The sequence below is a fragment of the Rhodococcus sp. MS13 genome, assembly GCF_013277835.1.
In the GTDB taxonomy this organism is placed as follows: Bacteria; Actinomycetota; Actinomycetes; order Mycobacteriales; family Mycobacteriaceae; genus Rhodococcus_F; species Rhodococcus_F erythropolis.
In genome coordinates this window covers 1-20,072 of the sequence record NZ_VBTL01000006.1, presented here as the reverse complement: position 1 = coordinate 20,072, position 20,072 = coordinate 1, and the positions used below count along the sequence as shown (strand labels likewise).

Genomic DNA, 20,072 nt, shown 5'->3' with positions numbered 1-20,072 from the left:
CGTGCTTGCCGCCGCACCGGACAAAGGATTTGGTCACCCCGCCCCGTCGCATCCCGGAGTCGAATCATGCGTGACTTCGAGCTCGATCCCGAGTTGGCGCGTCGTCTGGCCGTTGCGGCTGCTGACGCTCCGTGGACCCTCAGCGGCCTCGAGGAGGCATTCGGAACCGTCTTCGGCGTTTCCCCGACGCTCCTGGCCGTGCGCGTTCTCGACCTCATGCCCGCCCCACCGTTCGAACCGCAAACGCTGTACCGATTGCTTCGCGAACTACCTCGCCTGCGGCCTGTTCCTCTCTCACTGGACACCAATGAATCTTCGGTGTGGCGGTTCGACGTTCCCCGCTACAACACCAGTGTGGACCTGGCTCGTTCACTGGATCTGACGATCTCCGAACTCGAGTGGTTTGCCGACCGAGGGGAATGGCTCCGCACGAAACCCCTACCGCTACGCCACTACCGGCCCATGCAGATCAGCAAGAAGACCGGCGCTCGCCTCCTCGAGGTACCGAAACCTCGATTGCGCGAAATTCAGCGCAAGATTCTGCGCCGCATACTCGACCTGGTGCCCCCACACGACGCGGCACACGGATTCGTCCGTGGTCGAAGCCCTCTGACTTTTGCAGCGCCGCACGCACAGTCGGAAATCGTGATCGGTGTGGACCTCGCGCAGTTCTTCCCCTCGATCAGCGGCAGCCGCGTTCACGCCGTCTTCACAGCCCTCGGCTATCCACCCGCAGTGGCAGGAGTTCTCACCGGATTGTGCACTGTTGCAACACCTGCCGATACCCTGCGCGGACTACCGTATGCACAGGCATCACAGCTACGCACCGCGCATCTTCCGCAAGGCGCGCCAACTTCGCCTGCACTGGCGAATCTCGTCGCACGCAAACTCGACATCCGCTTGAGTGGACTCGCACAAGCGAACTGGCTCACCTACACCCGATACGCCGACGACCTCGCGTTCTCCGGAATTGAAGTAGCCGACGTCGGAACCCTCCTCTGGACGGTCGAGCAGATCGCCAGGGACGAAGGGTTTGCCATCCATCCACGAAAGACCAAGGTGATGCGCCCTCATCGACGCCAACACCTCACCGGATTGGTGATCAACGACCAACCGTCGTATCCGCGTGACGACTACGATCGCTTGCGTGCCCTGCTGCACAATGCCGCCAGTACTTCTGCGCAGGAACAGAATCGGGACGGTATCGAGAACTTCCGCGCCCACATCTACGGCCGGATCGCTCACATCGGCGAAACCAGCACTACGCGCCGACGCACATTGCTGCGCCTGGCTGAACGTGTGGATTGGGACGGCTAGTGCCCGCGAGCAGTCAGACCCGCGGTGTGTACGCCATGCATTCGACCTCCATGTGCGCACCCAGCGCCAGTCCGTCTGTTCCGAACGCACTGCGGGCCGGCAGTCTCGACGCCGGGAAGTACTCGAGGTAGACCTTGTTGAACTCCTGCCAACGAGACATGTCGTCAAGCATGACAGTGCATTTGAAGATTGCTTCGACGCCGGAACCGTAAGCGATCAGCGAAGCCACGATGTTCTCCATGGTCTGTCGAGCCTGCGCTTCGAAGCCGTCGGCCAAAGTCCCGTCCGGGAGCATGCCGATCTGACCCGACAGATACAGAACGTCTCCGACGCGCACTCCGGTAGAGAACGGCGTATCGAAAGCGGGTGGGATGAACTCGACGGTCTGAGATGAATCCATTAGATCTCCTCGGAGTTGGAATATGCGTGACGAGTTGGTGTTTCAGCGCACTGGGCGGGCACGAACATCGGCCAGGAAGTGCGCCACCAACTCGTTCCACGCGTGTGGGTCCTCGAAGTAGGGGGAGTGGCCGCGGTCGGCAAGTTCGACCACTTCGGCGTGGGGCAGGAACTCGGCGGCGCTGCGAATCCGCTCGGGTGTCATCAAATCGTCCAGCTCACCCGCGATCAGCAGAACCGGCGCCGTCACCGCGGCAAGATCGCTCGGCGAGTAGTTGTGGGCCTTGAGAATTCGGAAGAACTCGGTGTCAGGTGGGCGATGACCGAAGGTGCCGAGAGCTTGGTACAGGTATGCCCTCGCCATGTCCAAGCTCGGCAACCGTCCGCCCACAGCGGGGTGTTCCCCCAGTGGCCGCGCCGTGACGGGCGCCGCGGTGAGGGGAGGTGCGCCGTCCGGACCGAATCCGACGGGAATGCCGCCGGTCGTGCAGGCCAGGACTACCGACTCCACCCGCTCCGGAACAGCGATCGCGGTCCCCAATGCGGCCCAACCGCCCATCGACTGGCCGACCACGTGCGCTCGATCGACCTCCAACAGGTTCATGATTTCGATCAGATCCGAGACTGCCGCTACCGGGCCGTGGTTGCCCTTTTCGTTGGTGGACCGGCCGAATCCTCGCTGATCCCAGCTGATTACCCGATAATGCTGAGCGAAGTACGGTACCTGTTGGTACCAGACCGCGGCGTTGCCGCCGAGACCGTGCGTGAGAATCAGATCCGGGCCTTCGCCGGCAGTCTCGTACCAGACCCGTTCGCCGTCTGCGACGGTGATGAAGCCCTCGGTCCGTGAAATCATCCTTCTTCTCCTGTGTCGGACGGGCGCTTGCCCGAAGTGTGGTCAGTGAGGAGTTGCTGCACTTCATCGGTGGCCCGCAGCAGGTGTTCTTCGACCATTCGCGTCGTTTTCGCATCGAAGTCGGTATCGAACCCGATCACCGTCAACGCGCAGAGCGGAGATCCCTTGCGGGAAGACACTGCACGCGAGACCGAACCGATGATGTCCTGAGATCGTTTGTGTACAACGGCGAATCCGGTTTTCTGCGTCTCGGCTATGTCGGCGAGAAAGCCGGTGGGGCCTTCCAGTGGATAGCCGCTCTTCTCCACCATCGCCAGGTAGGGCGCCCGGGTGTTGTCCTCGAGTGCCGCGACCAACGCGAGCGGACCCGCGAACCGGTGCGGCGGAAGCAGATCCCCGAGCATCCGAGTGATCATCTTGAGTCTCTCGGGACGCAGCGCCGCGATGATCCGCGTTCCGCCGCTCTCGAGAACCTGCAGATTCACCATCATGTCGGTGCTCTCGGACAGCACCCGCATGGTCGGATCGCACAAGGCCGCCAACGAGTGCGCTGCCGCTTCGTGGGAAACCTGCAGTGCAGCCGGTCCGGGGAGATAGCGACCGTCGTAGCGGAAGACCCAACCACGGTTCGCGAGTTCTCCGAGCACTCGGTGCGCAGTCGGGCGGAGCATCCCGACTTCTTCTGCCAGTTCGCTGAGCTTCATCGGCGTGGTCGAGCGCGCGATGGCCTCGAGTAGATCCAGCGCTTTGTCGACGGCGGACGCAGAACCCTTCGTCATCCGATCCCCTCCCGGTGCCGTGGATGTACCCGGCGATCCGAAATCTCGTGTTCTTGGAAAACCCTTGGCATTCGTCTTGGAAATTACTATAGTCACAACAATCGTTCCGGCGTACGGAATTCTTTGAGCGTCTTCACCTTCCCACCGGATTACCGGCAAGGAAGTCATATCTTTCCCAGCGAGAGGCTTTCGGACATGACGGTTGGACATACCCTTCGGTCGACACCACGGTTCAGAGTTGTTGCCCTAGCTGCGGTCGCGACCGCAGCATTGGCACTGACCGGCTGCTCGAGCGACGCCACGGCCTCCGACGACGGGGGCACCCAGACCACCACGATTCGAATCGCACCTCAGCCGATCGCAGACTTCGCACCGATCTGGCTCGGAATGGAGCAGGGATACTTCACCGACGAAGGACTCGACATCCAACTCGTCGAGGGCGGTGCTAGTTCCTCGGCTCAAATTCCGTTGCTGCTCAGCGGAAATGCAGATATGGCGGCCACGACCGCCGCCGCCGCAATTCAGGCACGCAGCCAGAACATGCCCGTCACCATCGTCGGAGGACTCACGAATTTTGCCGCGAGTGACGGCGTCGACCAGTCCGGCCTCGTCGTCGCCAAAGACAGTTCCATCAGCGGCTTCCGTGACCTCGAAGGCAAAACCGTTGCGATCAGCGGATTGAAGTCCGTCAGCGAGGCAGTCATCTCTGCTGCGGTGGAGAAGTCCGGTGGAGCAGCGGACAAGATCTCGTTCATTCAGGCGCCCATGCCCAACCTCGGCGACCTTGTTTCCACTGGCGGAGCCGATGCGGCATTCCTCATCGATCCGTTCCTGAGCAAAGCAACCGACTCGGGGCTGAAGATCCTCGGCCACCCCTTCCCCTTGGCCGCGCCCGGTGTGCCAGGGACCTCGCTGGTCGCTTCGGAATCGTTTGTCGACGCGAACCCGGACTCACTCGCCAAATTCCGCACGGCGCTTGCCAAATCCGTCGACTACGCCAATCAGAATCCGGGCGCCGTCAAGGCTGCACTCTCGACACAAGCCAAGATTCCGCTCGAAATGCTGGCCAACAGCAAGAATCCTCAGTTCGTCGCAGTAGTGGAACCGGGTGCTCTCGGCACGGAGATCGAACTGCTGGTCAAGTACGGGGTACTGACGGATTCGGTCGAGGCCGATTCCTTGCTGACCCCGGCCAACTGAGTTGTCCGCCTTGACAACCCTGCAGACTCGCCGCAGGCAGGTTCTGCTCGGTCGGCTGCTGACGCTCTTCGCGTTGGCAGCCGCCTGGCAGATCTTCGGAATGCTCGGCGACGAGGACGTCAAAGGTATTCCGAAGTTCAGCGACGTGGCAGTGGCCCTTGTGAACGAACTCGGCACATCCTCGTTGTGGACATCACTGGGACAAACGGTGACCACCACAGCGATCGGTTTGGCGCTGTGCCTGGTCGTCGGGATCCCGGCAGGACTGCTGCTCGCCGCGCACCCGTTCCTGACGGTCTCCTCCCGTTTCGTCATCGACTTCTGCCGAACCGTTCCGCCGCTCGCAATCATTCCGCTCTTTCTGCTGATCATGGGCCCGACGCAACGGATGGCGGTGGCGCTGATCGTGGCAGTAAGTGTGTGGCCGATTCTGCTCCAGACGATTCACGGTGTGCGCAACGTCGACCCGGAACTGCTGGCGACCGCACGATCCTTCCGACTTCCGCTGTGGCGCAGACTCGCTCTCGTCGTCGCACCGGCGTCGATGCCCTACATCTTCACCGGGATTCGCATCTCGGCAACACTGAGCTTGCTGCTGACCATCGGTGCAGAATTGATCGCCGGCGTGCCGGGACTCGGTAAGGAGATCCTGCTGAGCCAATCCGTCCCCGATCGAATGTTCGCACTGATCATCGTCGCCGGACTACTCGGAATGCTGCTCGCCTTCGCCGTGATGGCGATCGAGAATCGTTTACTTGCTTGGCATTACATCCCGAGGAGGATGACGACGTGAAGATGATGTCAGGACTTCGACTCCTCGCGTGGGAGTTGTGGCTGCCGATCTTGATCGTCGTCGTATGGTACTTCGGTTCGGAGTCGAGCAAGTCACCCTACTTCCCGCCACTGTCGCGTATCTGGAAAGCGTTTGTGGACAACTGGTTCGGTCCGGGATTCGCCCACGACGTCGTACCGAGCTTGACCAACCTTGCCTTCGGTCTCGCCGTGGCACTGGTGGTCGGCATCGGCGCCGGTCTCCTGCTGGCCCTGTTCCCGCTGGCTGCCGATATTGCCGATCCGTTTCTCCAGTTCTTCCGCGCCATTCCGGCGCTGGCCGTATTGCCCGCCCTCTTCATCGTTTTCGGAACCGGTTCGACGGGTAACGTTGCCGCCATCGCCTTCGGCGCGGTCTGGCCGATACTCCTCAACACCCTCGACGGCATTCGCTCCATCGACCCGAGTATCCGATTGGTGGCGCGCAGCTACCGGATCCGTACACCCCTCCTGGTGACGCAGGTACTCCTCCCCGGAGCGATGCCGCAGATAACAGTCGGTATCCGTACCAGTCTCGCGATCGGTGTCGTCATCATGGTCGGCAGCGAAATGTATGTCTCCACTGCAGGAATCGGTCACTTCGTGATCGTCGCGCAACAGACATTCGCCATCGCGGACATGTGGTCCGGAATTCTCCTGCTGGGAATCATCGGATACGTGCTCAACCTCGGATACGGCGTGATCGAACGATGGTTGCTCAGATGGCAGCCGCGGACCCACGACGCTCTCGCAGTGAAAGGAAACTGATGTCATCCACAGAATCTGCGGCATCGATACCCGCAGTCGAACTGAGCGGCCTCGGGGTGACCTACGGCGGCCCCACCGGCCGCGAAGTGCTCCGCGGGATCGACCTTACGGTCGCACCGGGAGAAATCGTCTGCATCGTCGGCCATTCCGGCATCGGCAAAAGCACGCTGATTCGTTGCATCGCCGGTCTGCAGAAGCCGACCACCGGTGAGGTCCGCATCGCCGGGATCGCGATCGATGCACCGCCGGCCACTCTGGCTCTCGTGTCACAGGACTACGGACGCACACTGATGCCGTGGCTTCGAGTGGGCGAGAATGTTCGCCTGCCGCTGCGGGGCAACAGTCTGGCGCGGAAGGTTCAGAACGAGAGGGTTACCGATGCACTCGCCGTTGTCGGTCTAGGCGGCGCTGCGCGTTCCTACCCCTGGCAGTTGTCCGGCGGAATGCAGCAGAGAGTAGCGATAGCTCGCGCTCTCGCCTATCGGCCGCAGGTACTCCTCATGGACGAACCCTTCGCGTCGGTCGATGCGCAGACCCGCGCGGAACTCGAAGACCTGCTGCTGACGCTTCAACGTGATCTTGGTATCACCGTCCTCCTGGTCACCCACGACGTCGACGAATCGGTGTACCTGTCCGATCGAGTGGTCGTACTCGGCGGAACGCCGGCATTGATGCAGGACATCGTCGACGTCCCGTTGACCGGAGCTCGAGATCAACTGACCACCAAGGCGGACCCACTGTTCATCGAGTGCCGTACCAGGGTGCTGTCCGCGATCCAGCAGTCCAAAACGGTGGCGCCCGTGTAGTGGGCACCTCGCCTAGTCTGGCTCCGTGATCCTTCTCCTCATCGGCCTCGCCCTGCTCGGATTCTGCGGCTACCGGTTCAGGCAGGATCGGCGGAGGCTGAGCAACGGCGTCTATCTACTTCTCGGAGTGATCTTCACCGGTCTGTGGATGCTGCAGTCGGGTGCACCGGGGACGGAGATCCCGTCGTTCGTCATCGCGACGATCGCTCTGCTCTCGCCGTTGCTGGTGCTCCTGCTTGCAGGATTCCTGATCGTCAACGGGGTCACGATGCTGCGGCGCGAGGGATTCAGCGTGGCGAACCTGCTCTCCCTCGTCGCCGGACTCGGACTGCTCGTTCCCTACGTACTGCTCGCATCAGCGTTGCTGACGCAGAGATATTGGCTCGCAGTCGTTCTCGGATCGTTCAGCCTGGTCGCGTCGTACCTGGGGTTTCTGTTCACGAGCTTTCTGCTCTACTCCTACGTGTACGGACGCCAGAAGTACCAGCCCGGGATGGACGCGATAGTGGTGCACGGCGCCGGGCTTTCGGGTGCCGACGTGACGCCCCTGCTGGCCAGCCGTCTGGACAAGGCCGCGGACGTCTTCCGCGCCGAGGTCCGCGAAGGACGTTCACCGCTGTTGGTCGTCAGCGGCGGGAAGGGTTCGGACGAGGTGGTCAGCGAGGCTGAGGCAATGTGCGTCTACCTCGTCGATCACGGGATCCCGCGCGAGAACGTGATGCTAGAGGACCGTTCGACCACCACGCTCGAGAACCTCGAGTACACCAGGGACCTTCTCCGCGCCGACACCACGAAGCCTCGAATGGTTCTGGTCACCAGCAACTTCCACATACTCCGAACCGCAACGTTTGCCCGAAGCCTCGATCTGGACGCAGAAGTCATCGGTTCCCACACCGCCCGGTACTACCTGCCGAGCGCTATTCTGCGCGAGTTCGCCGCCGTCACGGTGGAACACAAGTGGCTCAACGGAACGGTCTGCCTGATCCTCGCCGCCCTGCCCCCACTGGTTGTCTGGGCGGCAGGAGGCATTGCGTAGCAAGCATCACCGAATCAGGCTCTCGACGCCCATCGGTCGGCGACCCAGAAGCAGTTCCACGGCAGCACTGCCCGCAAGGAAGTCGTGGTGGTTGTAGAACTCGAACATCGCCGCCAGTCGTGAGCTGGCGTTGACATCCAGGCCGCTGCCGATCTGTTCACGCCATTGATCCACGCTGATCTGTTCTATCGCGACGGTACGTGACGTCTGCTTCTCCACCATCTGTGCCACCTCCATGACGCTCAGAGCTTGCGGGCCCCCCACCTCGTACGTCGCTCCGTGATGCTCGCCCGGGCCCTCGCTCAGGACGACCGCGGCAACAGCTGCCACGTCCGCCAGACTCACGAACGAAAACCTCGTGTCCGCGCTGTACGGCACGACGATGGTCTCTGACCGACCCGTGAGTACCGCTTCGAAATTCTGCGCGTACGCACATGGTTGCAGCACAGTCCATTTCAAGGGAGAACGATGCAGTTCGTCCTCACACCTGGCTTTGTCCAGGTGATGCGGCATTGACGGGCTGAACGGCCACGCAACGGAGTGATAGACAAAGTGCTCCACCCCCGCCGAAGCCGCTGCCGTCAGCGCATTGCGAAGCAGTGCCGGCTCGTCGGGATGGACGTTCGGAGCAATGAAGTACACCCCTCGGCACCCGGCGAGGGCCTTGCGCAGCCCTCTTCCCGTTTCGAGTTCTACCTCGAAGTCCCCGTCGACACGCGCCTTTCGCACCAGTCGCCGAGCTGTCACGCTCGGCGGCAGTGCAGCGACGACTGCCTCACCGGTCTTACCCGCGGCACCGATCACCGCGATGTCGGCGCCGCGAGCAATTCCGTTCTCCATGAGAGTTTTCCGTCCTAGACGTAGTCGTAGACCGCTGAGGTGGCGCCACCGGAAAGCTGCGCGTAGCCCGGACCCCGATCGAAGAAGGGTTCGTTCTCACCGCGCTCCGAGCGCAACTGATCCCGTAGCTCCGTGGTAGCAGCCTCGTCCACCGACGGCTCGTCACCCTCGATCACGACAACACCGTAGTCGTCGCGTGCACCCTCCACGGAAACCTTGCGCCACTGAATGTCTCGCAAGACCTCTTCGATCGGGCGCTCCAGTGGATCTCCCCAACCGCCACCACCGGTGGTGCGAATCCGTACGACCTCGCCGGCCTTGATCGGCTCGGCATCGGTCAGAGCGTCGAACTCACGCTCGTTCGGTCCACCCGGATCCAGGACCACGGAGAACGGCCGACCGGCCTTGCCGCCCTTGACTCCCCAGCAGGCGAGGATCGAACGATCCGCAATGGACATGAAGTGCGCATCCTTGAGCATCCGGATGTGCTTCTCGTATCCCAGGCCGCCGCGGTAGCGTCCGGCTCCGCCGGAATCCATGGCCAGACCGAGCTTCTCGACGATGAAGGGGAAACGGCTCTCGGTGAATTCGGTCGGCAGGTTCCGTGAATCGGGAACGACGTGAATCGTGTCCTCACCGTCGGCGTAGTAGCGTCCGCCCGAACCGCCGCCGAGCACCTCACGCATGAGGTACGAGTGACCCTCGAAGTCTTCACCGTAAACACCGGTGTACCTGATGGTCTCCTGGTCGGCGGGCATGTTGCCGTCCACAGCCTTGGCGACGACGCCGGCCAGCACTCCGAGCAGACGGAGGATGACAAAGGTGCGAGCGTTGGTGGGGGCAGGGAAGATCGGGGTGATCAATGTTCCCTTTTCGGGGAACTTCATCTCGATCAGCGGTACGACGCCCTCGTTGACATCCAGTTCGGCCATGCGCTCGGGGGTGTCCGCGAGGTTACGCAGAATCGGGGCCAACCACTTGATGAGGAAGTTTCCGTCCGCGTAGTCACCGCAGTGGTTGATCGGGCCCTTTGCCTGCGGTCCGGTTCCGTTGAAGTCCAGGATGAGTCGCTCGCCGCCCTCGTCCTCCGGCCGCGTCTTCGTGAGCGTGATGCGCTGGATGTGGAGCATCGGCTCGTCGACGCCGTCGTGCTCGGCGTAGTCCTCCCACGTGTACTCACCGACCGGGATCTTGCTGAGGATCTCGCGGCGGTACGTCTCGGTGGTCGCGTCCATCATCGCGTCGAAGCACGACTCGACGGTGTCGACGCCGTAGCGCTCGAACAATTCGGTGAGTCGACGCGCACCCATCAGGCACGCCGAGCACTCGGCGTCGAGGTCAGCTGCGAGAGCGTCCGGCATGCGGGAGTTACGCGTCATGATGCGCAGCGCCGCCTCGTTGGGAACTCCCTGGTCCCACAGTTTGATCGGCGGAACCATCAAACCCTCTTCGTACACCGTGGTGGCGCCGGACGGCATGGAGCCGGGGCAGCAACCGCCGATGTCGTCGTGGTGACCGAATGCCTGAACGAACGCAACAACCTTCGGCTCGGCATCGGGAGTGACGCGGGCGAAGACAGGCACCGTGACGCAGAGGTCGGGGAGATGGCCGATGCCACCTTCGGACAGGTAGACGTCGTTGTGGAAATACACGTCTCCCGGCTTCATCGTCTCGAGTGGGAAGTCCCGGGCGATCGGATGAACCAGGGCGGAATACGAACGGCCCGTGAGCTTGCGGAGGTTCCGGTCGTGAATACCGGCGCGGAAATCGTGAGCGTCACGGATCATCGGCGAACGCGAGGTGCGCGAAATGGAGGTCTCGACTTCCATTTCCACGCTGGCGAGGTAACCGGCGACGATCTCGACCAGAATCGGATCAGGTGACGCGCCGTCGGTAGCGGTGAGTCGGTACGGCTTGGCCGCGGTGGCAGCAGCAGCATCGAGAATGGCGGTCATCACTTCACTCCGTTCGAGTCGGAAGACTTCGAGATACGAATGTTCCCGAAGGTGTCGATACGTGCCGAGAATCCGGGGTGGATCGGGACAGTCGAGCTGAACTCCTCGATCACGGCCGGTCCTTCGATGACGTCACCCGCACCGAGCAGCGTGCGGTCGTAGGTAGCAGTTTCGACCCAGCTGTCGAAATACGATTGCCGCGAACCGGTTCGGGCGGTGTCGGCGCCAGTGCCGGCGGGGATCTCCTTGAGCGTCGGACGCTTGATCGGGCCGATGCCGCTCACGCGCAGGTTGACCCATTCCACGTGCTGTGACGGGTCTCCCCGGAAGTCGTAGCCGTACAGTTCGCGGTGCGCCTGATGGAACGCCTCGGCCGCGTCGTCCATGATCTGCGCCGTGACGGTACCTTCCGCCACCGGGACGCGTACCTCGAAGGCCTGACCGAGGTAACGCAGATCCGCAGTACGGGAGTACTTGCGCTGCGTCTCGTCGAAACCCTCTTCGGCGAGCGCGATCTCGGCTTCGCCGGCCAACGCGTCGAACTGGCTCTGCAGGTCTTCAGCCTTCAACCGGTCGTGACGACTGACATGCGTCTGGACGTAGTCGTTGCGGACATCGACCGTCAGCAGACCGAACGCGGAGACGTTACCCGGATTGAGCGGGACAAGAACGTCTTTCAGACCCAGGATGTCGACGAGACGGCAGGCGAGCAGGGAGCCGGAGCCGCCGAACGTCACGAGGGTGAAGTCGCGAACGTCGAGGCCACGCTTGACCGTGATCTGACGCAGGGCGTTGGCCTGGTTCCACGCCGAAACCTCGAGGACACCGACCGCACACTCCTCGAAGCCCAGACTGAGCTGTGTTGCAAGCTCTTCGAGGCCCTTGCGTGCCAGTTCTGTGTCGAGGGGAATTTCGCCGCCGAGCAGATGGGGTGGGATGCGGCCAAGCAGGACGTGCGCGTCGGTGATGGTCGGTTCGCTGCCGCCCTTGCCGTAGCACAACGGTCCGGGATCGGCGCCCGCCGACTGAGGGCCGACTCGGAGGGTGCGTTCCGGCGTCATCCACGCGATCGAGCCACCGCCGGCGCCGACGGTCACGACGTCGATCATCGGGATCTTCGAGGGGTAGTTGCCTACTCGCCCTTCGGTGGTCAGCGCGGGCTCGCCGCGAACCACGACGGTGACGTCCGTCGATGTTCCGCCGCCGTCACAGGTCAACACCTGCTCGACGCCGGCCGCATCGGCGATCAGCGCAGCACCGAGAGCTCCGGCAGCCGGTCCCGACAGGACTGTCGTAATAGGCTGGTGAACAACCTCTTTGGCTGACAGGACACCGCCGTTGGACTTCATGACGTAGAACGGTATGTCGCGGGGTTCGCCGTCGGTGGTCGAGAACTCACGCAGACGATTCGCGATGTTGTTCACGTAGTTTCGGATGTTCGGCTTGACCGCGGCGTCGACGAGAGTGGTGATGGACCGCTCGTATTCGCGGTACTCACGAAGCACCTGGCTCGAGATGCTCACCGTCGCATCGGGGAAGACCTCGAAGAGGATGTCGCGAACGCGCTCCTCGTGCGTCGGATCGGCGTACGAGTGCATGAGGCAGACGCCGATGGTCCGGATGCCGCGGTCCTTGAAGAACTGCGCTGCGCTGCGAACGCTCTCTTCGTCGAGCGGACGAATCTCGCTGCCGTCGAAGGAAAGCCGTCCACCGACGGTGCGTACACGATCGGCGGGAACGATGCGTTCGGGCTTGACCCAGAAGTACGAGTTGCCGTAGCCGTCCGGCACCGACTGACGAGCGATTTCGAGAACGTGCTCGTAGCCTTCGGTGGTGATGAAGCCGAGGTTCTCGACCTTGCCTTCGAGCAGCTTGTTGGTCGCAACGGTCGTGCCGTGGCTGACCGCACCGATCGAGTCGCCGCTCTCGCCGAGCTTGGCGAGCACTTTCTCGATACCGGCGAGAAAGCCCTCGGCGGGATCCGCCGGGGTGGACGGGGTCTTGGTGGTGACGATGGCGCCGGTTTCGTCGTCCACTGCCACGATGTCGGTGAACGTTCCGCCGGTATCGATACCGACCCGAATCTTCCTGGGTTCCACGCTTCCTCCTGAGATCTTTGGCTCGTCTCGTCTGGTACCGATCGACGGTTGCGGCCTAGCCGGTGAGTGGCTCGTACCTGACGTGTAGTGCTATTCCACAGGTTCAGAAGGGCGGATTCTTTGTCACAATTCGCCGAATCGGGGGACCAAGGTTCGGCGCACGATCACGAGCGGATCTTCGCCGGCGCCCCCATGGGTTACGCGGACGTGAAAAACGCCCCGAACCTGGTCGGTTCGGGGCGTTTCCCTCATCGTGAATCAGCTGTTGACACCTGAGTGAACTACTCGCGACAACCAGAACGCGCCAGGAATCCGCCTATAGCAACACCTGACAAAGCAATGGCTGCGCCGACGACGGCGCTGACCATCACCGTGCGAGCATCTGTGCCACCCGCTGTCGGTGCAGCGACCGGAAGAACCGCCGGTGCCGCAACAGCTCCGGAAATCACCGGCGCGCCTTCGACCGCCACTGCCGGTATTGCCGCCGCCACGGCGGCAGTGACCTTCTCGGGGATGCCGTTGGCAATGACGCCGTCGATGCTCTTGAAGAACACCCCGGCCATCTTTTTGGCTACACCGGTGATCATGCGCTGCCCGACGCCGCCGACCATCCCGCCGACCACGGCATCGGCGTCATACGAAAGCAGCGTGCCACCCTCGTTCTCCGTCAAGGTGACCGTGACGTCCGCCTTCACCGTGCCGGGAGCACCAGCCCCCGAAGCCGTCATGACAAACGAATTGGGCCGATTCTGTTGCGACAGAACAACCTCGCCGTCGTAGACGCCCTTGATCGACGCAACTCCGGCCATGATGGAGAGCTTGTAGTGATTGTCCGTGAGCTGCTCGAGCGACTGCACACCGGGAATGGTCGCGGCCAGTACACGACCGTCCTGGAGCTTGTCGTAGACCTCTTCGCGAGGTGCCGTCAACTGCGCGGTGCCGGCGATTCTCATGAATTCTCCTCTGATGACGAACCCGCATGTGCGAGTCGAAGTTCGAACAGTTCGGACGGTGAAATGGGCATGGACGTGATCGAGATTCCTTCGGCGTCCTCGATGGCGGCCGCGATGACGGCACTGGTGGGGATCACACCGGCCTCACCGGCACCCTTCATTCCGAGTGGGTTGAGCCCTGACGGCGTGACGGTGTGATCCATCTCGAGCGAATCCGGCATCTCGGTGACGAACGGCATCAAGAAGTCCATGTACGACGCGTTGAGCATCTGCCCGTGCTCGTCGTAGACGATCCGCTCGTAGAGTGCGCCGCCGATACCTTGCGCAACTGCGCCCATGACCTGGCCTTCTACGATGCGGGGGTTGATCACGTTCCCGCAGTCGTGGATGACAACGTAACGACGGACCGTGATCTCGGCTGTCACGGGATCAGTTTCGACGATCGCCGCGTGCACTCCCGAAGCGAAGGTGGAACTGGGCGGCGAGTAGTAGCCTGTTGCTTCCAGACCGGGCTGCTCACCCTCGGGAATCGGCGGCTTCGACATGTCCGTGTCGGTCTTGGCGAAACCGGTGGCCAGCTTCGACTCACGGTCGAACGCATATCGTAGCGGGTTCGACAGCACGGCAACAACACTCAGCGGTACGGACGTACCTTCCACACCGGCTTCGGTGCCGATCTTGCACACGTGGCCTTCCCGGAGTTCCAGTTCAGTTTCCGGCAGATCCAAGATTCCGGAGGCGATCTTCTTCGCCTTCTCCGCGACCATCTGCGCCGCGACATGGAAGGCCGAACCCGACATGACCGCCCCACGCGAGGCGAAAGTGCCTACGGCATAACCGAACCGGCGGGTATCACCCGTGACGATCTCGACGTCGGAGACATTGACTCCGAGATCGTCCGCAACGATCTGGGCGAACGCGGTCTGATGGCCTTGGCCTTGCGTCGTCAAGCCTGTTGCCGCCTTGACCTTTCCGGACGTCTCGACCACGACGTGGGCACCCTCGTAAGGTCCCGGGCCGGTTCCCTCGACGTACGCACCGATACCGATTCCGACCGACCGCCCTTCGGCGCGAGCCTTCCTCTGGTACTCGGGAAATCCGTCCCAGTCGATGAGCTTCTTGAGCTTGTCGATGCCTGCCTGGTAGTCGCCCGTGTCGTAGATCAACGGGCGTCCGTCCTGGAACATCAGGCCGAAGTCGTACGGCATGTCCTCGGGGCGAATGAAGTTCGCCTCCCGCACCGCGATCTTGTCCTTGTTCAGGTACTTGGCGATGGCGTCCATGGATCGCTCCATAGCGAACACGGCCTGCGGACGTCCGGCACCTCGGTACGGGGTCACTATGACCGTGTTGGTGTACAGCGAATAGGCGTTGACCCGGAACGACTTCGGCTTGTACGGCCCGAGAACCTGCGTCGCGGTGTTGATCATGACGATGATCCCGTACGGCAGGTAGGCACCGTTGTCGTGCCAGAACGTGAAGTCGAACGCCAACAGGCGACCCTCGTCGTCGAATCCGATGTCGACCTTCTGGATCTGCCCACGCTCGTGCGCGCTCGAGATGAAGTGCTCACGGCGATCCTCGACCCACTTCACCTCACAGGAGATGCCGGCCTGGCCGAGGCGTCGAGCGGCCCACGTGATCATCACTTCTTCGGGCCACGGGTGAACGATCTTGACGCCGAATCCACCGCCGACGTCAGGAGCGATGCAGTGAACCTTGTTCAGCGCCATCCCCAATCGCGCGGCGATTGCGGCGCGGGCGGACGTGGAGGTCTGGGTGGAGGTCCAGAACGTGAGGGTGTTCTCGTCGCCGTCCCAGCGCGCGTAGACACCCTTGCCCTCCATCGGCATGGAAGCCGAACGCTCGATTTCGAGATCCAGCGTCAGTCGGTGCGGCGCGGCGGCCAGTTCGGCATCCAGATCTCCGAACCCGTGCTGCAGGTGAGCGGCGACGTTGTCCGGAACGTCGGCGTGGACGGCGTTGGCGGCGGTGCGAGCGACGTCGATCCCCACTACAGGCTTCAGCGCCTCGTAGGTGACGTCGATCTTCGCGCAAGCGTCCTCGGCGATGTACCGGTTGTCGGCGACCACCATGGCGATGGCTTCGCCGACATGCTTCACCTCGTCCTTCGCGAGGGGATACCCGTTGCGCGGAGCGATGATTCCCGGATGCGGAATGAGCAGTGGCAGGTTCTCCGCCATTTCCGGCGTGTCGGCCAGGAGATCTTCGTAGGTGTAGATGGCATGCACACCAGGCACTTCCAGCGCCTGGTCGATGTCGATGTCGATGATTCGCGCATGAGCGTGCGGCGACCTGACGAATGCCGCGATCAGCGCGTTGTGGCCCAGATCGTCGAGGTATCGCCCCTGACCGCTGAGCAGACGCGTATCTTCCTCGCGCGGAATCGGTTTACCGAAGAACTTGCCGTCGTCGGCAACCGAATGATCGGCCGTCGAATGATCGGAAGCCGGGTGCTTCGCCCCGTTGCGCTTTGCTGGTTTGACCGGAGTACTCATGCCTTACCCGCCCGTCCTCCGACGGGATTCGTCGTTCCCCGCACCTTGCGATCCAACGCCTCCCGAGTGGACGCGTCGTCGATTCCGAGCGGGAACTGCCCGGCCCGTTCACGCTTGATCTCGGCTGCGCGCAGAACCGACGCCCTGATGTTCTGGTATCCCGTACAACGGCAGAGGTTTCCCGCGATCGCGTCGGTTGCTTCCTCACGTGTGGGATTGGGGTTCTCCTCGAGAAACGCCGCGATGGTCGTCACGAATCCCGGTGTGCAGAATCCGCACTGCAGACCGTGACAATCCTTGAACGCCTGCTGAACCGGATGCAAAGTACCGTCCGGCTCGACGAGGCCTTCGACGGTCGTGATCGATCGACCTTCGAGGCTGGCAGCGAGGACGAGGCAGGACCGAACCGGCTTTCCGTCGAGCAGCACGGTGCACGCACCACACACGCCGTGTTCACAACCGACGTGCGTGCCCGTCTTACGGAGGTGGTGACGAATGGCATCCGAAGCCAAGGTGCGGGAGGGAAGAACGACGGTGCTCGTCACCTCGTTGAGCGTGAACGTCACGGCCACATGGTGCTCACCGGTGTCTGCTGCCAACTCGGCAAGTTGATCATCGATGGAGCGATCGTTTTTGGACATTGTCACCACTTTCCTGCCAGTACTGCGTTCTCACTGAGAGCATCCGTTGCCGCCGCGAAGCCGACCCGCGCCGTGAGCGCGGACACCAACTGCGAGCGGTACGCCGCCGTCCCGTGAATGTCTGCCTCGGTATCTATCTGCGCGCGGGCGCATTCTCCGAGAGTGCGCCATCGCGGGTCTCGCTGATCCGTCGCGGACGCCCCCGCCAGCACGTCCGTGTAGTCCACGACCTGCCCCAGCTCTCCGGCGGACACGTACGTCATGTGCGCTTCGGCCACCAGACCGTCGACCACGCGAATCCGGGCGACGACGCCGACCAGTGCATAGTCACCGTGACGACGCGCGATCTCGTCGATGGCGGTCCCCACTCCGGGTTCGGCGCCGGGCACCGACACCGACACCGCGATCTCGTCCGATTCCAGGCTCGACTCGAGAGGACCGGCAAAGAGATCCGTCGACGCGATCTCGCGGGTGCCACGCACCGACTGGACGGTCACGCTGCCGCCGAGCAGTGTCAGGACTGCCGGCATCTCCGCCGACGGGTCGGCATGGACGATGGAACCGACGCTCGTCCCGCGGTTACGGATCGTGGGGTGCGCTACCAACTGCAGAGCACGGTTCAGTAGAGGCTGAACTCGACGAGCACCTTCGTCGGCCGCCAGCACCGAGTGCGTGGCCAGGGCCTGGAACCGCACTCCTTCGTCTTCGGACGAGGTCACCGAAGCGAGGTTCGGGATCGATCCGATGTCGACGATGTGGGCGGGCGCGGCGAGGCGCATGGACAGCAGCGGCACAAGCGATTGCCCACCGGCGAGCACCTTCCCCTCGTGAGAGACCTCGGAGAGGATTCGGCACGCGTCCTCGACCGAGGACGGTCGGTGATAAGTCAGCGGCGACGGTTTCATTACTCAATCCTGCCTCTATGAGTCACTTCACGTTTTGTGCAGATGTGACAACGGTCACGGGTCATACCTGGCATACATTCAACTTGGCATCACGTGAGCTGCGCCACGGGCTCTTCCCGTTCGTCATCTGACGTATCCGGACCCGTCGTGGAGCCCGGTCGCCTGCCGGGCTCCGGCCTGTTCAGTTCGGGGTTCCTGGACCCGACGAACTGGCAGAAGTGGTACATCACGATCAAGACGATGGTGCCGAGCGCGATGCCTCCGAGTGAGAACGTGTCACTGAACTTCAGAGCCGTGTCGCCGATACCGATGATCAGACCGGCGGCGATCGGCATCAGATTCAGCGGATTCCCGAAGTCGACACCGTTCTCTTTCCAGATCTTGGCGCCGAGCAGACCGATCATGCCGAACAGAACCACAAGAATTCCGCCGAGAACGCCGCCGGGAGTCGCCGCCATGACCGCCCCGAACTTGGGGGAGAAGCCGAGCAGGATCGCGATGACACCCGCGATCACGTACGCGGCGGTCGAGTACACCCGAGTGGCCGCCATGACACCGATGTTCTCGGCGTGTGTCGTCGTGGGAGAGCCGCCTACTGCGCTGGCGATGGCGGTGGCAAAACCGTCACCGGCAATTGCGCGTCCGATGTACGGGTCGAGATCGTCGCCCGTGATCTCGGCGACGGCCTTGACGTGACCGGCGTTTTCCGCGACCAGTGCGATGACACCGGGAAGGACCAGAACGATGAACGTGAGGCTGAACGAGGGAGCGTGGATACCGACGATTCCGTTGGCTTCGTCCGAGAACGGCGGCAACCCGAACCATGACGCCGAGTGCACCGAATCCCAGTTGACACGAAAGTGCTCGGTGGGTGCTCCACTACCGCCGGCGGACGTGATCGGACCGGAGACCCGGTCGAGGACCCACGAGAAGATGTAGCCGAAAACCAGCGCGACGAGAATGGCGATACGTCCCAGGAAGCCGCGTAGCGCAACGCTCATCACGATCAGGGCAACCATCACGATCAGTGCCACCCATTGGTCCTGCGGCCAGTACAACCCCGCGACAACGGGCGCCAGGTTGAAACCGATCAGCATCACCACAGCGCCGGTGACCACCGGCGGTAGCGCTTTACTGATGACGCCACCGCCGAGAAAGTGAATGGCGATGCCGACGAATCCCAGAACCAACCCCGACACCAGAATCGCACCGGTCACTTCCGCCGTCGTTCCACCCTGAGCACGAATAGCGGCAACGCCGCCGACGAAGGCCGCCGACGTACCGAGGTAACTGGGGACGCGTCCTTTGACCACCAGGAGGAAAAAGAGCGTACAAAAGCCCGACATCATCACGGCAAGTTGAGGATTGAGCCCCATGATGATCGGGAAGACGAACGTCGCGCCGAACATCGACACGACATGCTGGCCACCCAACCCGATGGTTCTTCCCCAACTGAGTCGCTCGCCGGGAGCGACCACTTCACCGGGTCCGATGTTCTTTCCGTCTCCGTGCAACGTCCAGATCGGCATGACGAGACCTTTCGCGAAGGAGGAAGGTGTTCGAAATGCTTTGTGCCCCAGCTCACAAACACCGTGTCTGGAGTGAAACGCTAATGCAGCAATCAGATTTGGACGTGATGACAATCTGCCAGAACCCACTCGCCGAGATTGGCAACAATGGTGGCAGATGACGCGGGCAGGGGTCATCGTCAGTGCTGGAGACAGTTTCGACCGAAATGAGGACCGCGCCGCGAAGGGTCCAAACATTTTCTTCGGCTTAATGATTCCGTAACACGATGTCTGTCAACGGAAAACGAGGTACCTAGCCGAGGGCTGCGAGGATCCCTGCTGCCATCTCCGCGACCTGATCATCGGTCATCACGAACGTCGGCGAAATCTGCATCGCACCCTGACCCGCCGCGCGACCCGAAATACCGTGCTCACGCAACGTCTTCACGAACAGCAACGCCTCCGCCGGATCAGCCAACTGCACCGCAGCGACCGCACCGAGCCCACTACGAACCTCCGCCACCCGCGGATGCTCGGCCAACGGCTGCAGATGCGTATGCAACGACGCCTCCAGACGCTTGGACTCCCCAAGCAAATTCTCACGCTCGAGAATGTCGAGGTTCGCCATCGCCGCCGCAGCAGCACCGGCATGCCCGCCATACGTGTAACCATGACGCCACC

The 20,072-nt window shown here is 62.5% G+C and carries 18 protein-coding genes; 6 read left to right on the top strand and 12 right to left on the bottom strand.

Annotated elements, in window-relative coordinates; translation table 11 throughout:
- Positions 1-66 precede the first annotated feature (66 nt).
- Complete coding sequence (locus tag FEZ59_RS13785; protein WP_081328905.1) at positions 67-1,317, top strand: reverse transcriptase family protein; 1,251 nt, start codon at positions 67-69, stop codon at positions 1,315-1,317.
- Positions 1,318-1,330: 13 nt separating this feature from the next.
- Here the strand turns inward: FEZ59_RS13785 and FEZ59_RS13780 are convergent, their stop codons facing one another.
- From FEZ59_RS13780 to FEZ59_RS13770, 3 genes are read right to left on the bottom strand one after another with little or no spacing between them, the layout of a single operon-like run.
- Positions 1,331-1,717 carry a RidA family protein gene (locus tag FEZ59_RS13780; RefSeq protein ID WP_003946047.1) on the bottom strand — a complete coding sequence of 129 codons (387 nt, stop codon included), beginning with the start codon at positions 1,715-1,717 and terminating at the stop codon, positions 1,331-1,333.
- Between the two features lie 42 nt (positions 1,718-1,759).
- On the bottom strand, positions 1,760-2,572 hold the full coding sequence (locus FEZ59_RS13775; RefSeq protein ID WP_020909738.1) for an alpha/beta hydrolase: 813 nt from the start codon (positions 2,570-2,572) through the stop codon (positions 1,760-1,762).
- Entirely contained in the window at positions 2,569-3,351 is a 783-nt protein-coding gene (locus FEZ59_RS13770; protein ID WP_019746079.1) for a helix-turn-helix domain-containing protein, read from the bottom strand. The genes FEZ59_RS13775 and FEZ59_RS13770 overlap by 4 nt, the downstream gene beginning before the upstream one ends.
- A gap of 195 nt (positions 3,352-3,546) precedes the next feature.
- On the opposite strand from FEZ59_RS13770, the gene FEZ59_RS13765 reads away from it, so the two are divergent.
- From FEZ59_RS13765 to FEZ59_RS13745, 5 genes are read left to right on the top strand one after another with little or no spacing between them, the layout of a single operon-like run.
- Positions 3,547-4,551, top strand: coding sequence for an ABC transporter substrate-binding protein (locus tag FEZ59_RS13765; RefSeq protein ID WP_029256745.1), 1,005 nt, complete (start codon positions 3,547-3,549; stop codon positions 4,549-4,551).
- A 10-nt stretch (positions 4,552-4,561) separates the two neighbouring features.
- On the top strand, positions 4,562-5,344 hold the full coding sequence (locus FEZ59_RS13760) for an ABC transporter permease (protein WP_170320388.1): 783 nt from the start codon (positions 4,562-4,564) through the stop codon (positions 5,342-5,344).
- 2 nt (positions 5,345-5,346) lie between these two features.
- Entirely contained in the window at positions 5,347-6,129 is a 783-nt protein-coding gene (locus FEZ59_RS13755) for an ABC transporter permease (protein WP_202022878.1), read from the top strand.
- Complete coding sequence (locus FEZ59_RS13750) at positions 6,129-6,935, top strand: ABC transporter ATP-binding protein (protein WP_069145278.1); 807 nt, start codon at positions 6,129-6,131, stop codon at positions 6,933-6,935. The genes FEZ59_RS13755 and FEZ59_RS13750 overlap by 1 nt, the downstream gene beginning before the upstream one ends.
- A 25-nt stretch (positions 6,936-6,960) precedes the next feature.
- On the top strand, positions 6,961-7,971 hold the full coding sequence (locus tag FEZ59_RS13745; protein ID WP_019746084.1) for a YdcF family protein: 1,011 nt from the start codon (positions 6,961-6,963) through the stop codon (positions 7,969-7,971).
- A 6-nt stretch (positions 7,972-7,977) separates the two neighbouring features.
- Here the strand turns inward: FEZ59_RS13745 and FEZ59_RS13740 are convergent, their stop codons facing one another.
- The 9 genes from FEZ59_RS13740 to FEZ59_RS13700 form a co-directional block, all read right to left on the bottom strand.
- Complete coding sequence (locus tag FEZ59_RS13740; protein WP_020971400.1) at positions 7,978-8,811, bottom strand: NmrA family NAD(P)-binding protein; 834 nt, start codon at positions 8,809-8,811, stop codon at positions 7,978-7,980.
- 14 nt (positions 8,812-8,825) lie between these two features.
- Entirely contained in the window at positions 8,826-10,766 is a 1,941-nt protein-coding gene (locus FEZ59_RS13735; RefSeq protein ID WP_003946069.1) for a hydantoinase B/oxoprolinase family protein, read from the bottom strand.
- The gene (locus FEZ59_RS13730) at positions 10,766-12,865 is read right to left on the bottom strand and encodes a hydantoinase/oxoprolinase family protein (protein WP_019746087.1); all 2,100 of its coding nucleotides are present in this window, start codon (positions 12,863-12,865) and stop codon (positions 10,766-10,768) included. The genes FEZ59_RS13735 and FEZ59_RS13730 overlap by 1 nt, the downstream gene beginning before the upstream one ends.
- Before the next feature lie 281 nt (positions 12,866-13,146).
- A complete protein-coding gene (locus FEZ59_RS13725; RefSeq protein ID WP_020971403.1) occupies positions 13,147-13,818 on the bottom strand; it encodes a carbon monoxide dehydrogenase subunit G in 672 nt (223 codons plus the stop codon).
- Complete coding sequence (gene cutA / locus FEZ59_RS13720; RefSeq protein ID WP_172932784.1) at positions 13,815-16,337, bottom strand: aerobic carbon-monoxide dehydrogenase large subunit; 2,523 nt, start codon at positions 16,335-16,337, stop codon at positions 13,815-13,817. The genes FEZ59_RS13725 and cutA overlap by 4 nt, the downstream gene beginning before the upstream one ends.
- Positions 16,334-16,978 carry a (2Fe-2S)-binding protein gene (locus FEZ59_RS13715; protein WP_029256750.1) on the bottom strand — a complete coding sequence of 215 codons (645 nt, stop codon included), beginning with the start codon at positions 16,976-16,978 and terminating at the stop codon, positions 16,334-16,336. Before FEZ59_RS13715 ends, cutA begins: the two co-directional genes overlap by 4 nt.
- Positions 16,979-16,980: 2 nt before the next feature.
- The gene (locus FEZ59_RS13710; RefSeq protein WP_019746091.1) at positions 16,981-17,883 is read right to left on the bottom strand and encodes an FAD binding domain-containing protein; all 903 of its coding nucleotides are present in this window, start codon (positions 17,881-17,883) and stop codon (positions 16,981-16,983) included.
- Positions 17,884-17,972: 89 nt separating this feature from the next.
- Positions 17,973-19,412, bottom strand: coding sequence for a solute carrier family 23 protein (locus tag FEZ59_RS13705; RefSeq protein ID WP_020909747.1), 1,440 nt, complete (start codon positions 19,410-19,412; stop codon positions 17,973-17,975).
- Between the two features lie 292 nt (positions 19,413-19,704).
- The coding region (locus tag FEZ59_RS13700) for an aminotransferase class III-fold pyridoxal phosphate-dependent enzyme (protein WP_172932783.1) at positions 19,705-20,072 on the bottom strand (368 nt) is incomplete at its 5' end.

Coding starts and splice junctions, on each gene's coding strand:
- cutA (WP_172932784.1), bottom strand. CDS start 16,337: ATGAGTACTCCGGTCAAACCAGCAAAGCGCAACGGGGCGAAGCACCCG.
- FEZ59_RS13755 (WP_202022878.1), top strand. CDS start 5,347: ATGATGTCAGGACTTCGACTCCTCGCGTGGGAGTTGTGGCTGCCGATC.
- FEZ59_RS13775 (WP_020909738.1), bottom strand. CDS start 2,572: ATGATTTCACGGACCGAGGGCTTCATCACCGTCGCAGACGGCGAACGG.
- FEZ59_RS13765 (WP_029256745.1), top strand. CDS start 3,547: ATGACGGTTGGACATACCCTTCGGTCGACACCACGGTTCAGAGTTGTT.
- FEZ59_RS13740 (WP_020971400.1), bottom strand. CDS start 8,811: ATGGAGAACGGAATTGCTCGCGGCGCCGACATCGCGGTGATCGGTGCC.
- FEZ59_RS13725 (WP_020971403.1), bottom strand. CDS start 13,818: ATGAGAATCGCCGGCACCGCGCAGTTGACGGCACCTCGCGAAGAGGTC.
- FEZ59_RS13705 (WP_020909747.1), bottom strand. CDS start 19,412: ATGCCGATCTGGACGTTGCACGGAGACGGAAAGAACATCGGACCCGGT.
- FEZ59_RS13710 (WP_019746091.1), bottom strand. CDS start 17,883: ATGAAACCGTCGCCGCTGACTTATCACCGACCGTCCTCGGTCGAGGAC.
- FEZ59_RS13735 (WP_003946069.1), bottom strand. CDS start 10,766: ATGACCGCCATTCTCGATGCTGCTGCTGCCACCGCGGCCAAGCCGTAC.
- FEZ59_RS13715 (WP_029256750.1), bottom strand. CDS start 16,978: ATGTCCAAAAACGATCGCTCCATCGATGATCAACTTGCCGAGTTGGCA.
- FEZ59_RS13750 (WP_069145278.1), top strand. CDS start 6,129: ATGTCATCCACAGAATCTGCGGCATCGATACCCGCAGTCGAACTGAGC.
- FEZ59_RS13785 (WP_081328905.1), top strand. CDS start 67: ATGCGTGACTTCGAGCTCGATCCCGAGTTGGCGCGTCGTCTGGCCGTT.
- FEZ59_RS13780 (WP_003946047.1), bottom strand. CDS start 1,717: ATGGATTCATCTCAGACCGTCGAGTTCATCCCACCCGCTTTCGATACG.
- FEZ59_RS13770 (WP_019746079.1), bottom strand. CDS start 3,351: ATGACGAAGGGTTCTGCGTCCGCCGTCGACAAAGCGCTGGATCTACTC.